Consider the following 14,624-nt stretch of genomic DNA (forward strand, 5'->3'; position numbering starts at 1 on the left):
AGCCCTGTCACGGGCTACGCCCGGTTCCACTGCGCCAGGAAGTCGTCCACCGCCTTCGCCCCGCGATCCAGCAGCATCCGCCGATCACTCTCCGGCAACCCGAAATCCACCACACCCACCCCGGAGGTGTCCACATCGATCATCCGGGCCCGCACCCCCGGCAGATCCAGGTGCGTCTGATCCCGCCCCAGCAACGTCGTCGCCACCACCTCCACGAACATCTGCAACTGCGGCGGCAGCCAATGCAACACCGGGAACGCCCCCGGCAGCCCCTCCGGCAGATCGGGCAACATCCGCACCCCGAACGTCGGCCACCGCGGCGCCACCCCGTCGGTCCGGTCGAACACCTCCACCGGGAAGTTCGACAGCACCCCACCGTCCACCACCGTCGACACCTCCCCACCCGGAACGGCGGTCAGCGTCCGCGCCTGGAAGTAGAACGGGATCGACAACGACATCCGCACCGCGTCCGCCACCACCTGCTCATCCGGATCCAGCCCGTAAAGCCGCCGGTAGTCCCACGGCAGCCGCAGCAACCGCCCGTGCGTGATGTCGGTGGCCATCACCACCAGCTTGTAACGCCGCTCCCCACCCAGACGGGCATCGTCGGCGGCGTCGTCCCGGCGCAGATCCCCGAAAGTCCGGATCCCCAGCGCCGCCAGCTCGCCGTAGAGCCAATCGCGCACATACTCACCCTGATAGAGATGACCACCGGTGAGCCACGAAAGCCCCTCCGACACCACCGCTATCGGCGGCGCCGACCGATCCGGCACCTTGCGCAACACCAGCCGCGACATCGCCTCCGACAACCCGTCCGCATCCACCCCCGCCGCGACCAGCGCCGCCGCCAGCGCACCCACCGACGTCCCCGCCACCCGCTCGAACCGGAAACCACGCTCCAGCAACCGGATCACCGCGCCCGCCGCGCCGAGGCCCTTCACCCCACCGCCTTCGAGCACCAGATCCGCCTGCCGCACCGCACTCATCCCGTCGCCGCCCACGGCTCGAACGCGTTGGTCACCGAAACCAGCGCCGGGCGCAACGCCGGATAATGCCGCAACAGCACAGAAACCATCGAGTTGTCCCGGATCCAGTCCAGCCCCGCCTGGCTGTACACGTTCGGCCGGTAGTACTCGGTGAAGAACCGGTCACTGTTCAACCGCCGCGAAGCCATCAGGATGAAGATCCGGAAAGCGCTGTCACTGAACGCGAAACCCGCCGGCCGCCGCTCGGCGAACATCCCCACCGACAGGTCCACCCGCTCGATGTCCCCGTCATAACACCGGCTGATCTCCTCCGCCCACCGCGGATCATCGGTCAGCTCCCGGAAATCCCGCGCCGGCGCCAGATGCAGCAACCGCCGGAACTCGTTGTACCGCGGCACCCCCAGCTCCCGCGACCGCAGGATGTCCGTCGCGCCCAGATCCTGCAGATGCCCGTCCGGACGCTGGAACTCCTGCAGGTGCTTCGGGAAATTGTGCAACGTGACCAGACCGGGATGCAGCGTGCCGAACGAGTACAGCAGATCGGTCACCGAAACGCTATTGAGCACCTTCATCGCGTTCGGCCCCGCGATGTCCGGGAACTCCGCGTCCAGGATCGGCTCGTTGCCCGCCACCGAACGGAACTCCCACTGGTCCCGGATGAGCGGATGCATCCGGTACACCGCGACGAACTCCTCGGTCAGCGCGAACGGCACCCCGTAGTGATCCGTCGGCCCGCCAGGGATCCCGCTGATCACCTCACTGTCACTGAGCCGCCCGAACAACTTCTGCACCCGCTCACCCGCGATCCCGAACCAGTTCGCCCGCAACGCCGCCTTCGTCGTCGGATGACTGATCACCGCCGGGGTCCACTCGACCGTGTGGATCTTCGCCAGCAACGCCGAGTTCACCAGCCGCGCCCGCTGGAACAGCTCCTCGTCCGCCCACGCCGGGTATTCCGAGTGCAGCTTGTCGCAGATCGCGTTGTGCTCCAACGTGAAGACCGTCCGCAGCAACTCGGTGCCCAGCCAGAACCCCGGCACCCGCGCCGGATCCCGTTCCGGATCCTCGGGCACCGGCAGCAACCCGTTGTCCAGCACCGCGAGCTTCCCATCGCTGCCGGTCCGCAACCGCTGCCCGTCCTCCGCGCCGACCCCGTACACCTGCGAACCGTCCCACCAGTGCGTCAGCACGTTCACCCTGGTCTGCGGCAGATCCGCGTCCGCGGGCGGCCGCGTCGGGTCCTCCGGCGTGCGCATGATGTGCATCGGGCGCTCGGGCCACGGATCGTCCTCGGCCAGCGGCACCTCCCACGGGTTCTCCTTCGGGCTGGTGCCGTGGCTGAACCAGTCCCGGATCATGAACTGCAGCCACGCCGCCACCAGCGAGTTCACCGAACCGGCAGGCACGAAAGCCGTACGGGTCAACAGTTTCCGGCTCACCTCCCGCGGATTGGGCGTGAGCACCGACTCCGCGTCCGCCTTGACGATCCGCTCCGGCGGGATGTTGCGCCCGAACCGCGAGCCCGCCATCCCCATCGCCGGCTCGGCGAGATCATTGTGCGTCCCGTCCGCGGTGCGGTGCACCAGGAACTCCGGGCGCATCGGCGCCACCGGTGGCGTGTTCACCGCCGGCAACGCGGACATGTCGTGCAGATTCTCCTGCCGCAGCTTGGTGCGCAGCCCGATCAGATCCAGCAGCCCCAGCGGCAACGGCAGCCGGTCCCAGCCGATCACCCGGTCCACCAGCTCGGTGACCCCGGTGAAAGCCCGCCACACCAACGTCCGCCGATAACCGGGAATGGGCGTTTCAGGTTTGGTCATCTCAACTCCCCAATTCGAGAGGAATCAGCGTTACACCGCACCACCTGCGTGTCCACGGATCCGGAAAAGAATCATTCCCCGCTACCCGATGGGAGTAGCGGGGAATCAATGACAAAACTTCAGTGAATAGGGGACTTTGGTCCCAGCGGGTCAAGTATTTCCCCGTGGTGCGCGATCAGCCCAGCTTGCGGAAGTCCCAGCTGGTGATCTTGTCCGGGGTCACACGCAGCCAACCGTGCCTGCCGTCGTGGAACATCTGGTCGCCACCGAGGTACTTGCGCGCGAACAGCAGTTCCGGCTGCACCAGCCCGGGCTCCTCCGCGCCGGTGCGCGGGGCTTCGCCGACCACCTCCGCCGTGCCGCTCAACTCGACCCCGCGCAGTTCCTGGTACTCCACGCCGGCGTCGATCACGACTCCGATGCGCGGGTCGCCTTGCAGATCGGCCCAGCGGCGGCTGCGGGTGAGCGAACTGAGCCAGAGTTTCCCGTCGTGCCAGACGAACCAGAGCGGGGTCGCGTGCGGTCCGTCCGGGCCGTTCGTGGCCACCCGGCAGGTCCGTTCGGTGCCGAGGAAGGTGTCGATCTCGTCGGGCGTCATGGCGATCTTGCGGCCGCGCTTCTGCGGGCGGAGTTCTTCGCTGCTCACCGCCGAAAACTAGCATTCGTGGCCCCTCGGGGCGGTTTTTCGGTGAGAGGAGCGGTCGAGCTGCGATGATGATCGCGTCGATCGCCGTGCCGTATATGTCGTTATACACTTCAGGTGATTCGTGACGACCGGGCAGGACGATCACCGGCTGGGCAACGGGCCGGTTTTCGACCGGTTCGCCCCGGGTAAGCGGGGGACGAGGTGAGAACGAATGAAGGTCACGGTCGACGAACTCGACAAACTGTTGCGGACCGACATCGGCGATCCGAAACTCATCCTCGACCACGAGCAGTTCCGGATCGTCCCCGTCGGTTCGCTTCGCCGCTACCCCGAAGCGCTCGGTGTCATTTCGCGGGCGGCGCTGCGAGCCCAGCTCCCCGACGGCCGCAAGCCGACGACCCGCGAACTGGCCACCCGCGCGAAGATCCTGAACTCACGGCTCACCAGCCACGGTTGAACGCGCCGGCGGCCGGGTAGCAGACTCGCACCCGTGCCGTCAGTCGTGAGCCTCGCCGAACTCGCCCTGTTCCGCCGTGCGACCCTCGCGTGCGCCGCCGCCGAACAGGCGGGTATCCCGGGCGGCTTCCAGACGCGCGAGGTAGACGGCCTGCTCATCGTCGCCGTGGGGCACCCCGACCTTGGGTTCCTGTCCACGGTCACGGGGATCGCCGCACCCGAGGCCGCGGGCCTCGTCCGGTTGCCGGACCGGCTACTCGCGGTCAAGGAACTGGATGCGCCGAGCGATCCGGTGGCGCGGGTACACGAGGCCGAGGATGAGGATGTCGATGCCTTCGCGCGCATCCTCTTGGCCGGGTACGAAGCGACGGGCACGATCGCCCGGTTCATCGAGGCCGGGCACCGGAGCGAAGGCGTACACAATTCGTTGTGGTGGACGGAAAAACGCCCATCGGGGCAGCCGCGATGACGATCCACGACAACGTCGCAGTGCTCGGTGGCGCCTCGACGCTCCCCTGCTTCCGCGGGCGCGGCGCGCAGTCCAGCGCCCTTCGCCACCGCCTGCACATCGCCGCCGAGGCGGGCTGCGGCCTGGCCGTCGCGACCGCACGTCCGGAGTCCGTCAGCGCGGCGAACCTCGAACGCGCCGGGTTCCGGGTCGTGCGGCGAACGGTGTGGCGCCCGCCGCACGGCCCCCGGCCTACTTGACGGTGATCGAGACCGTCGCGGTGCTCGTCTTCGCGGGCAGCTTCGTCGTGTCGATCGCCAGGAACTCGCCGTCGTCCTGACTGCCGTCCGGCAGTGTCTTCGGGTGCAGTTCGTACGGCGGAGTGTCGGTGGTGACCCCGTCGATGCCGAAGTCGCTGTCGTTGCTGACGACGACCGTGCGACCGCCGTCGGTGGTGGCGACGCCCTCGATCTTGTCGTGTCCGAAGAAGCCGCCGGACGGGTCGAGGGAGGTGACCAGGCCCGCCACGTCCACGAACAGCTTCTTCGTGACCGGTCTGACGCCCACCGCGGCGAGGTCGGCCGTGGTGGTGGCCGTGTCGTCGGTGCCGGTCAGCGTCTCGATCGTCTTGCCGCCGAGCAGCAACCCGCCCTTCCCGGGGTCATAGCTCGCGCCGGGGACCGCCGACTCCGGACCGACATCGGTGGCCCCGGAAAGGTCGATCTTGAACAGCTTCTTGTACGCGCCCGGCTCGAAATGGCCGTCCCGCTCGTCCACCAGGAAATGCGTGACGTCCAGCGTGGTGATCTCGCTCACCGCGCCGCCGTTGGCCTTCGGATCGTCCAGCAGGTACAGGTACTCGTGGGTGCGCTTGGTGCGCAGGTCATAGGTCACGATGCGGACCGGGGCCACGTTGCCCGGCTTCTTCGTCAGGTCCGGTTGCTGCAGCGCCGACTGCATGATGCCGACCAGCGTGCGGCCGTCGGGCGTGCTGGTGAGCCCTTCCATGCCCTTGTTCGGGACCCGGTTCGCCAGTTCCGCCGGCAGCGTGCCGTCGTACGGCGAGAGGCGCCCGATCGCCCGGCCGCGCGCGTCGAAGTGGGTGATGAACGGCCCGTACTCGTCGGACACCCAGAACGTGCCGTCCGGCAGCGCCACCAGGCCTTCCGAGTCGTAGCCGTCCGCGCTCGCGGGCAGCACGTGGCCGTCGCGGTCGACGATCGTCTCACCGGTGTTCGCGGCGGGGTTGGCCTGCCCGTTGTAGGGCGTGCCATCCTTCGCGCGCAGCGGGATGACCTGCTTGAGCACGGCCTTGCCGTCCACGAGCTGGAACCGGCCGATGGCCGGGGTGAAGTCCGGCAGGGGCTCGACCTTTTCCCCGCCTGGCCCGTCGACGTTCGGGCCGCGGTCGGTGAGCCCGTAGTACTCCCCCGGCCTGCCGGGCACCGGCGTCAGCGACGAACCGTAGGCCCCGCCGGTGATGGCCACCCCGTCGATGGTGGCGAGCGGCGGGATGTGCGTGCGGTAGAGCCGGACCGCGTCGCTGACGGTGTAGGTGAACGTGTCGGTGCCGGTGAACCCGGCTTCCGGCGTGTAGCTGAACGAACCGTCCGGGCCGATCTTCAGCGAACCGTGCGCCGGCGACGTGTGCGCGACCAGGGTCCCCGAGCCGTCGTCGTTCGCGAGCACGCTGCGCCCTTGCAGGGTTTTTCCTGCCTGCGCACGGTAATTGTCGTCCCGCACGCGCAGCGGGGCGGCAGCTTCCGCGGTGCCCGCGACGGCGCACGACACGGCGAGCGCACCGGCGGCGACGGTGACTCCTAGACGTTTCATCTGGCCTCCTCGAATCGGCGCCCGAGTCTCGCCGACCGAGGTGAACGGAAAATGTTGCGCCGCACGGGCAACGGTCGCCGACGCAGCCTGACGGGGCGGAAGGGCTCAGCCGTGCCCGGGGCGGTGCCGCGAAGTCGGGGCCGGGCTCGTGGAGTCACAGCCGCCGAAGTAGCACGTGGGGATGGTGGGCACCGTCGGCCGGGTGAAGCTCGGGCGGGCGAGACTGGTGCTCGGGGGTTCCGTCGTCGGGGTTTCGGTGGTGGACGGCGGTTCCGTCGTGGTGGTCGGCGCGGGCGGCGGGGCGGTGATGAGCGGGACCTGGGGGAAGGCCCGCACCGGTTTCCCGTCGAGGTAGGCGTCCATGTACGCCTGCCAGATGTAGCCTGGTTCTTCGCGGCCGTAGACGTCGTACCCGCGCTCCTTGCCGTGCCCGTTGTGGTAGTTGCCGTAGATCGGCGCGGGCTGTTTCTCGTTGCCGAACCACACCGCGGTGACCACCTGCGGCGTGTACCCGACCATCCACGCCTCGGAGTTGTGCCCGGTGTCCTCGAACTGCGCCGTGCCGGTTTTCGCGGCGTTGGGCCTGCTGCCGGACAGGCTGTCGCCCGAGGACGTGGCGACGTCGGACAGGGAGGCTGTGACGGTGCCGGCGATGGCGGCGTTGGTCGCGGAATCCGGGCTGAACGCCGGTTTCGGCGCGGTATCGAACTCGTAGAGCTGCTGGCCGCCGCTGTCGTCCGTCACCCGGGAGACGATGTGCAGCGGCACGTACATCCCGTTGCCGGCGAACGTCGCGTAGCCCTGTGCCTGGTCGAGCGGGCGCACCGGGTACTGCCCGATCGCGATGCCCAGCTCCGTGGTGCCGGTGCCCGCGCCGGTCGCCGGGTCGTCGTTCTGCAGCGAGTCGAACGAGCCGCCCAGCGACGTGGTGATCTTGGTGGGAATGCCGGCGTCCCAGGCGGCCTGGCGCACCGCCTGCACGCCGACCTCGGCGCCCATCCGGTAGAAGACGGTGTTGACCGACTGGGTCATCGCGTCCTTCACGGTGATCCGCGGGGAGCCCTCGCCGTCGGAGTTGTGCACCAGCTGCCCGGCGATCGTCTGGTTGTCGCTGCCGTCGTAGACGGTGTCGAGGCCGATGTGCTGCGGATCGGCGCGCAGCCCCGCCGCCAGCACGTACGGTTTGAAGGACGAGCCGGGCTGTTGCGGGGTGGTCGCCAGGTCGTAGGAGGTCGAGCCGTCGCCGCCGTAGTAGGCGATGATCTCCCCCGTCGCCGGGTTCGCCGAGACGAGCGCGCTGCCCTCGTCCGGATAGTCCTTGTCCGCCGCCATGATCTTCGCGACCGACTGCTCGGCCGCGGTCTGCGCCGGCGGCTGGATCGTGGTGTAGATCCGCGCGCCGGACGCGGTCAGCTGCTGCTCGGAGAAGCCCTGCCGCGCCAGTTCCGCGAACGCCTCGGACACGATGAACTGCCGGTCCGACAAGTTCGACCCGCCGTTCTTCGCCGCGTCCGCGACGGGTTCGGGGAACTGCGCCGAGTCGAACTCGGCCTGGGTGATCCAGTGGTTCGCCAGCAGCCGCCCCATCACGTAGGTGTAGCGGCGGTGCTGGTAGTCGGAACTGCCCGCCTGGCCCGGCGCCTGCACGAGCCCGGCGAGCAGTGCGGCCTGTTCGTTGGTGAGCCGGCCGACGTCCTCGTTGAAATACGCGTGCGCGGCGGCCTGCACCCCGTAGGCGCCTCGTCCGAAATAGACGGTGTTCAGGTACGCGGTGAGAATGTCCTCTTTGGAATAGGTGCGCGTCATTTTGTACGATTGCACCATTTCCGTGAACTTGCGGGTCAGGGTCGGGGCGTCGTTGCCGGTGGCGTTCTTGACGTACTGCTGCCCGATGGTCGAGCCGCCGCCGGTGCCGCCGGTGGCCTGGTTCCAGACCGTGCGCGCGATCGCCTTGAGGTCGAAGCCGTTGTTCGTCATGAACGTCTCGTCCTCGGCGGCCATCTGCGCGTTCTTCATCGACTGCGGGATCTGTGCCCAGGTGACCACCTGGTGGCTTTGCGCGTCGCCCTTGGCATACAGGGTCGAGCCGTCGGCGTAGTACAGCGTGACGGGCTGGTTCAGGCTGGCCGCGAGCGCGTTCGGATCCGGCACGTCCACGAGGAAGTAGGTGATCACGAACGCCGCGACCGGGCCGAGCACGGCCAGGCCGATCAGCCAGTACAGCGTCCGCCGGACCCGGCGCCAGACCCGCTTCCGCTTGCGGCGCACGTGACGCGGAACCGTCCGGCCGGGCGGATTTCCCGGCCGGACGGGCGTTCCGCGATAGTCACCGCCGTCGTCCACGCGGCCACTCTAATGGACGAGCAGGTGTCAGTTGCGTGAAAGCATTCCGTGCGGGTCGAGCACGTACTTGCGGGCCGCGCCCTGGTCGAACTCGTGATACCCGCGCGGCGCCTCGGCGAGCGGGATCGGGGTCGCGTTGACCGCCTTCGCGATCTGTACCTTGTCGTGCAGTATCGCCATCATGAGTTTCCGGTGGTAGCGCATCACCGGGCACTGACCGGTGGCGAACGAATGCGACTTCGCCCAGCCGAGGCCGATCCGCAGCGAAAGCGCTCCCTCACGGGCCGCTTCGTCGGCGGCGCCGGGGTCCCCCGTCACGTACAGGCCGGGGATGCCGAGCGCGCCGCCCGCGCGCGTGAAGTCCATCAGGGAGTTCAGCACCGTGGCGGGCTTTTCGGTGCCGGCGTCGCGCCCGTGGCCGCGCGCCTCGAACCCGACGGCGTCCACGCCGCAGTCCACCTCGGGCTCGCCGAGGATCTCGTTGAGCTGGTCCTTCGGGTCGCCCTGGGAGACGTCCACGGTTTCGCAGCCGAAACTGCGGGCCTGGGCGAGCCGCTCGGGGTTGAGGTCCCCGACGATGACCACCGCCGCGCCGAGCAGCTGCGCCGAAGCGGCGGCGGCCAGCCCGACCGGTCCGGCACCTGCGATGTAGACCGTGGACCCGACGGTGACCCCGGCGGTGACGCAGCCGTGGAAGCCGGTCGGGAAGATGTCCGACAGCATGGTCAGATCGAGGATCTTGGCCATCGCCTGGTCGCGGTCCGGGAACTTCAGCAGGTTCCAGTCCGCGTAGGGCACCATCACGTACTCGGCCTGCCCGCCGACCCAGCCGCCCATGTCCACGTAGCCATACGCGGAGCCCGGCCGGTCCGGGTTCACGTTGAGGCAGATCCCGGTCTTGCCCTCCTTGCAGTTGCGGCAGCGGCCGCAGGCGATGTTGAACGGCACCGACACGATGTCGCCGTTGTGCACGAACTCGACGTCCCGGCCGGTTTCGACCACCTCGCCGGTGATCTCGTGGCCGAGCACCAGTCCCTCCGGCGCCGTGGTGCGCCCGCGGACCATGTGCTGGTCACTGCCGCAGATGTTGGTCGCGATGTTCTTCAGGATCACGCCGTGGTGGCATTCGCGCCCCACGTTCGCCTTGTTGACCCCGGGGCCGTCGTGCAGCACGAAGCCCGGATAGTCGATGTCCTGGACCTCGACGGCGCCCTTTCCGACGTATGCGACAGCTTTGTTTCCCGTCATCAGTGCAGCCACCTCGTTTCGTCGTTGAACCGGCGGCGCGGGCGCGGGTGACGCCCGTCACCACGCAGTCGCCAGCCTAGGCACCCTCCCGCCCGGCCCCGTACCGCCGAATGCGGGAGGCGACGGGTTCGAGTACCCTGGGGGGGTATATGAGGAGGAGCCGTCATGCACGAGCACCACACCGCATCCGCCACCTGGTCCGCCGCCGCGCAGGCCACGCTGCACTGCCTGACCGGCTGCGCCATCGGGGAGGTACTGGGCATGGTCATCGGCACCGCGTTCGCGCTGCACAACGCGGCCACCGTGGTCATCTCGATCGTGCTGGCCTTCGCGTTCGGCTACGCGCTGACGATGCGCGGCGTGCTGCGGGCGGGGCTGGACGTGCGCTCGGCGCTGAAAGTGGCGCTGGCGGCGGACACCGTGTCCATCGCCGTCATGGAGATCCTCGACAACCTGGTGATCGTCGCGGTGCCCGGCGCGATGGACTCCGGGCTCGGCGACCTGTTGTTCTGGGGTTCCCTCGCCGCGTCGCTGGTGATCGCCTTCCTCTTCACCACGCCGGTGAACAGGTTCATGATCTCCCGCGGCAAGGGCCACGCCGTGGTGCACCAGTACCACCACTGACGATCAGCCCGGGAACATCCCGCTGGTCACGTTGACGAAGGTGCCGGTGATCGCGCCGGCAGCGTCGGAGGCGAGGAACGCCGCGGTGGCGGCCACCTCGGCCAGCCGGGGCGAGCGCTTGGTCATCCGCATCCCGTCGAGGTGCTGCAGCAGCCCCTGGAACGCGGCGTCGTCCATCGCGGGAGCCCCGCTGTGCTTGGCGATCTTCTCCGGCGACAGGGTTTCCGGCAGCCCCGCGGTCCAGATGCCCGCCACCCGGACGCCCTGGGGGCCCAGTTCGGCGGCGAGGTTGCGGACGAGGGTGTCGGTGGCCGCGTCGGCCGGGCCGGTGCCGCCCATCATCGGGCTGCCCTGCGCGGATCCGCTGTCCAGCGCGAGAATCACGCCGGAGCGCTGCTTGACCATGTGGCGCGCGGCGGCGCGGGCGGTGACGAAGTTGGCGGTGAGCCGGGTGAGCACGGGGCGGGTGAAGTCGGCGGTGGTCATGTCCGCGAGCGGGATGCCCTGCACGTCGCCGCCGGAGATGAGGTTGAAGGAGATGTCGATGCCGCCGGCGGTCTCGGCGACCGTGCGGGCGTGCTCGTCGACCGCGGCCTCGTCCAGCGCGTCGAACACGGCCACGTCGGCCTGCCCGCCCTTCACGGTGATCTCGGCCGCGAGCGCGTCGAGGGTTTCCTTGGTGCGGCCCACGAGGAACGCTCTCGCGCCGTGCTCGGCGAAGGTGGTGGCCACGGCCGAGCCGATCGCGCCGGCGGCCCCGTAGATGATGGCGTTTTTACTGTTCAAGGTCATGTCCGGAACAGTACGGGCGCGCCGGGTATGGGTAATCGGTATCGGTATCAGTACTTGTGACCGTAGGGTCTGTGCATGTTGAGGGGGCGGGACGCGGAGCTGCGCGAGATCGGCGCGCTGCTGGCGCGGGCCCGCGCCGGCGTCAGCGGTGCGCTCGTGCTTCGCGGCGAGCCCGGTATCGGGAAGACGGCCCTGCTCGAACATGCCGTGACCACTGCGGACGGGCTCCGCGTGTTGCGGGGCGCCGGCATCGAGTCCGAAGCCGAATTACCGTTCGCCGGCCTGCATCTGCTGCTGCGCCGGGAGTTGCATCGCCTCGACGCGCTGCCGGGGCCGCAACGTCAGGCGCTGTCCGGGGCGTTCGGGCTCAGCGACGGCGGCGGTGACCGGTTCATGGTCGGCGCGGCGGTGCTCTCGGTGCTGGCCGAGGTCGCCGAGGACGCGCCGGTGCTGTGCGTGATCGATGACGCTCAGTGGCTGGACCGCGCGTCGGCGGAGGCGTTGTTGTTCGCGGCGCGGCGGCTGGATCGCGAAGGGATCGCGGTGATCTTCGCCGTCCGCGACTACGCCGACGCGCTTACCGGCGCCGGGCTGCCGGAACTGCGGCTGACCGGGCTGGACGACGACAGCGCCGAAGCCCTGCTCGACGGCACCCTGCCGACCGCCCTGCGCCGCCGGCTCGTCGCGGAAACGCGCGGAAATCCGTTGGCGCTACTGGAACTTCCCTCGATCGTCACGACACAACCGCAGCCCGGTCCCCTGCCACTGACCAGCCGGGTGCTCGACGCCTTTCACCACCAGGTCCGCTCGCTGCCTGCCGCGACCCAGACGTTGCTGCTGCTCGCCGCGGCCGACGATTCCGGCGAAGCGACCGTCATCCTGCAGGCCGGGCAAGCCCTCGGCGTCGGCGTCGCGGATCTGCGCCCCGCCGAGGAGCACAACCTCGTCTCGGGCGCGCTCGAATTCCGGCATCCGCTGATCCGCGCCGCCGTGTATCACGGCGCCGCGCTCGTGCAACGCGTCGCGGCCCACAACGCGCTCGCCGAAACCTACGCCGCACGTGGCGACGGCGACCGCCAGGCGTGGCATCGCGCGGTCGCCTCCCCCGGTCCCGACGAGCAGGTAGCCGCGCAGCTGGAGGAGGCGGCGCTGCGCGCACAGGCCCGCAACGCCTACGCCGCGGCGGCCAGCGCACACGAGAAGGCCGCACAGCTGAGCGAAAACAACGACGACGCGGCCCGGCGCCTGACCAGCGCCTGCGAGTCCGCCGTCCACAGTGGACAGCTGGACTGGGCGCGCGGGCGGGCCGAACGGATCCTGCCCGGGGTCACCGATCCGACGCTCCGGTCACGCCTGGCCGAAGTGCGCGCGTCGGCGGCCTTCGCGCGCGGCGCACTGCCGCAGGCACACAGCCTGTTGCTCGAAGGCGCAGCGGGAAGCACCGATGCCGGACGTGCTTTCTGGATGGTGATGAAGGCGCTGCACGCGGGCTGGGCCGCCCCGGATGGCACGGCGCTGATGTCCCGCGCGCTCGACCGCTTGGACCTGCCCGACGGGCATCCCCTGCTGTCGGTCGCGTGGCTCGCCCGGTGGGGCGCGGCGACTGCCGTCGGCGTCGAGACCGGCGGCTTCCCGCCGTTGCCCGAGGTGCTGGAGCAGGCTGTCGGCGCGGCCGGGACGGCGGGCGTGCCAGGGCTCGCGGAGGTGGCCAGCCGTTCCTTCGTGACCGGGTTCGACGAGGTGTCCGCACAGGTCGCGACGACGCTGGTGGACACCGCCCGCGAGACCGGGATGCTGTTCGCCCTGCCGGGCGGGCTGGGTCAGCTCGCGTTGACGCAGACGCAGCTCGGCCTGCACCGGGAAGCGCTCGGCAACGGCGACGAAGCACTGCGCATCGCCGCCGACACCGGCCAGGGCCTGTGGGCCAGCTACACACACGGCGCGCTCGCGTATCTCGCCGCCATCGAAGGCGACGAGGAACGCTGCCGGGCGCACGCCGCGGGCGCGGGACTCGACGGCCGTGCGGGCTCCGCCTGGACACAGGCGGCGCTGGCGCTGCTCGATCTCGGCCACGGGCGGATGCGGGCGGCCTTCGACCGGCTCGGTGCACTCGCGCACTCCCCCAGCCGGCACCAGGTCGCGGTGCTGCGCTCGACCCCGGACTACGTCGAGGCGGGCGTCCGGCTGGGCGTCGACGTGTCCTTCGCGCGCTACGCGAACTGGGCGGAAACCCTGGGGCGGCCGTGGATCGACGCACTCGTCGCCCGCTGCCGGGCGATGACCGCGCCGGACGCCGACGCCGGTGCGCACTACCTGCGGGCGCTGGGACTCCACGAGCGGGGCCGCCCGTTCGAACGGGCCAGAACCGAGCTGCTGTACGGCGAATGGCTGAGGCGGGCCCGGCGTAAGAACGAAGCCCGCGAACACCTCGCCTCCGCCCAGCGCACGTTCGAGGGCCTCGGCGCGGCCCCGTGGGCGGCCCGCGCGCGGACGGAACTGGGCGCGGCCGGGGCGAACGTCACCCAGGCACCCGTGCCGGACGTCTTCGCCCGGCTGACCCCGCAGGAACTGCAGATCACCCGGCTGGCGGCAGAGGGACTGTCCAATCGCGACATCGCCGCGCAGCTCTACCTCAGCCCCCGCACCGTGGCCTACCACCTGTACAAGGCGTATCCCAAGCTCGGCATCAGCTCACGTGGTGAACTCGCGACGCTGCGGGCTCAGCCGGATGCCAAGATCGGGGTATGACACCGGAAGAACTGCTGAGCACGACGCGGACCGTACGCAAGCGGCTGGACCTGACCCGGCCGGTGCCCGCCGAGCTGGTCGAGCGGGCGCTCACCCTCGCGCTGCAGGCCCCGACCGGCTCGAACTCGCAGGGCTGGCACTGGATCGTCGTCACCGACCCCGGGCAGCGTGCGAAGCTCGCGGAGCTGTACCGCCGTGCCTTCGAGACCTACCGCGACAGCGGCCCGAGCCCCGAAGAGCGCTACAGCGGTGACGCGGCGCGTGCCGCCACCCAGCACCGTGTCCAGAGCAGCGCCGACTACCTGTCCGAGCACCTGCACGAAGTGCCGGTGCTGGTGATCGCCGCGATCACGGTGCCGGGCGGGCAGTTCCCGCCGGGCAACCAGGCCGGGCTGTGGGGCTCGATCCTGCCCGCGGTGTGGAGCTACATGCTCGCCGCGCGCACCCTCGGCCTCGGCACCGCCTACACCTCGCTCCACCTGACCTACGAGAAGGAAGCCGCCGAGGTGCTCGGTCTGCCCGACGACGTGCGGCAGGCCGCGTTGATCCCTACTGCCTTCCACACCGGCGACACGTTCCGCCCCGCGCCGCGCCAGCCATTGTCGGAGGTGCTGCACCACGACCGCTGGTAGGGAATGCGCCCGGCCCGGAAAGCGTTGCAGCGCACGGGGAGAGAGGAC

General features: G+C 69.9%; 13 protein-coding genes. 6 read left to right on the forward strand and 7 right to left on the reverse strand.

The genetic code is table 11. From position 1 onward, the window contains the following. Positions 1 to 14 precede the first annotated feature (14 nt). The 3 genes from VHD82_RS00900 to VHD82_RS00910 form a co-directional block, all read right to left on the reverse strand. Positions 15 to 986 carry a patatin-like phospholipase family protein gene (locus VHD82_RS00900; protein ID WP_325695892.1) on the reverse strand — a complete coding sequence of 324 codons (972 nt, stop codon included), beginning with the start codon at positions 984 to 986 and terminating at the stop codon, positions 15 to 17. Then, positions 983 to 2,806 (reverse strand): peroxidase family protein, encoded by a 1,824-nt coding sequence (locus VHD82_RS00905; RefSeq protein ID WP_325695893.1) that lies wholly within the window; start codon positions 2,804 to 2,806, stop codon positions 983 to 985. Before VHD82_RS00905 ends, VHD82_RS00900 begins: the two co-directional genes overlap by 4 nt. 175 nt (positions 2,807 to 2,981) lie before the next feature. Continuing rightward, on the reverse strand, positions 2,982 to 3,452 hold the full coding sequence (locus VHD82_RS00910) for a pyridoxamine 5'-phosphate oxidase family protein (RefSeq protein WP_325695894.1): 471 nt from the start codon (positions 3,450 to 3,452) through the stop codon (positions 2,982 to 2,984). A 211-nt stretch (positions 3,453 to 3,663) separates the two neighbouring features. On the opposite strand from VHD82_RS00910, the gene VHD82_RS00915 reads away from it, so the two are divergent. Genes VHD82_RS00915 through VHD82_RS00925 form a run of 3 tightly spaced genes read left to right on the forward strand, consistent with a single transcriptional unit; the run spans position 3,664 to position 4,616 of the window. Then, entirely contained in the window at positions 3,664 to 3,909 is a 246-nt protein-coding gene (locus VHD82_RS00915; RefSeq protein ID WP_325695896.1) for a hypothetical protein, read from the forward strand. A 33-nt stretch (positions 3,910 to 3,942) separates the two neighbouring features. After that, a complete protein-coding gene (locus VHD82_RS00920) occupies positions 3,943 to 4,377 on the forward strand; it encodes a hypothetical protein (protein ID WP_325695898.1) in 435 nt (144 codons plus the stop codon). Then, positions 4,374 to 4,616 carry a hypothetical protein gene (locus VHD82_RS00925; RefSeq protein WP_325695900.1) on the forward strand — a complete coding sequence of 81 codons (243 nt, stop codon included), beginning with the start codon at positions 4,374 to 4,376 and terminating at the stop codon, positions 4,614 to 4,616. Before VHD82_RS00920 ends, VHD82_RS00925 begins: the two co-directional genes overlap by 4 nt. Here the strand turns inward: VHD82_RS00925 and VHD82_RS00930 are convergent. The 3 genes from VHD82_RS00930 to fdhA form a co-directional block, all read right to left on the reverse strand. Then, the gene (locus VHD82_RS00930) at positions 4,609 to 6,189 is read right to left on the reverse strand and encodes an esterase-like activity of phytase family protein (protein ID WP_325695902.1); all 1,581 of its coding nucleotides are present in this window, start codon (positions 6,187 to 6,189) and stop codon (positions 4,609 to 4,611) included. The genes VHD82_RS00925 and VHD82_RS00930 overlap by 8 nt on opposite strands. Before the next feature lie 105 nt (positions 6,190 to 6,294). Further along, positions 6,295 to 8,532, reverse strand: a complete 2,238-nt coding sequence (locus VHD82_RS00935; protein WP_325695904.1) for a transglycosylase domain-containing protein — start codon at positions 8,530 to 8,532, stop codon at positions 6,295 to 6,297. Positions 8,533 to 8,559: 27 nt separating this feature from the next. Further along, positions 8,560 to 9,780: a formaldehyde dehydrogenase, glutathione-independent gene (gene fdhA, locus VHD82_RS00940; protein ID WP_325695906.1), complete on the reverse strand. Its 1,221-nt coding sequence runs from the start codon at positions 9,778 to 9,780 to the stop codon at positions 8,560 to 8,562. A 165-nt stretch (positions 9,781 to 9,945) separates the two neighbouring features. On the opposite strand from fdhA, the gene VHD82_RS00945 reads away from it, so the two are divergent. Beyond that, on the forward strand, positions 9,946 to 10,404 hold the full coding sequence (locus VHD82_RS00945) for a DUF4396 domain-containing protein (RefSeq protein ID WP_325695908.1): 459 nt from the start codon (positions 9,946 to 9,948) through the stop codon (positions 10,402 to 10,404). 3 nt (positions 10,405 to 10,407) lie between these two features. Here VHD82_RS00945 and VHD82_RS00950 read toward each other — a convergent pair whose 3' ends face one another. Further along, positions 10,408 to 11,196 carry an SDR family NAD(P)-dependent oxidoreductase gene (locus tag VHD82_RS00950; protein WP_325695910.1) on the reverse strand — a complete coding sequence of 263 codons (789 nt, stop codon included), beginning with the start codon at positions 11,194 to 11,196 and terminating at the stop codon, positions 10,408 to 10,410. 75 nt (positions 11,197 to 11,271) lie between these two features. Between VHD82_RS00950 and VHD82_RS00955 the strand changes: the two genes are divergently transcribed. Together VHD82_RS00955 and VHD82_RS00960 are read left to right on the forward strand one after the other, a co-directional pair. After that, a complete protein-coding gene (locus VHD82_RS00955; protein WP_325695912.1) occupies positions 11,272 to 13,944 on the forward strand; it encodes an ATP-binding protein in 2,673 nt (890 codons plus the stop codon). After that, a complete protein-coding gene (locus tag VHD82_RS00960) occupies positions 13,941 to 14,576 on the forward strand; it encodes a nitroreductase family protein (RefSeq protein ID WP_325695914.1) in 636 nt (211 codons plus the stop codon). Before VHD82_RS00955 ends, VHD82_RS00960 begins: the two co-directional genes overlap by 4 nt. The last annotated feature ends 48 nt before the right edge of the window (positions 14,577 to 14,624 follow it).

This window comes from Amycolatopsis sp. (assembly GCF_035546795.1).
GTDB lineage: Bacteria > Actinomycetota > Actinomycetes > Mycobacteriales > Pseudonocardiaceae > Amycolatopsis_E.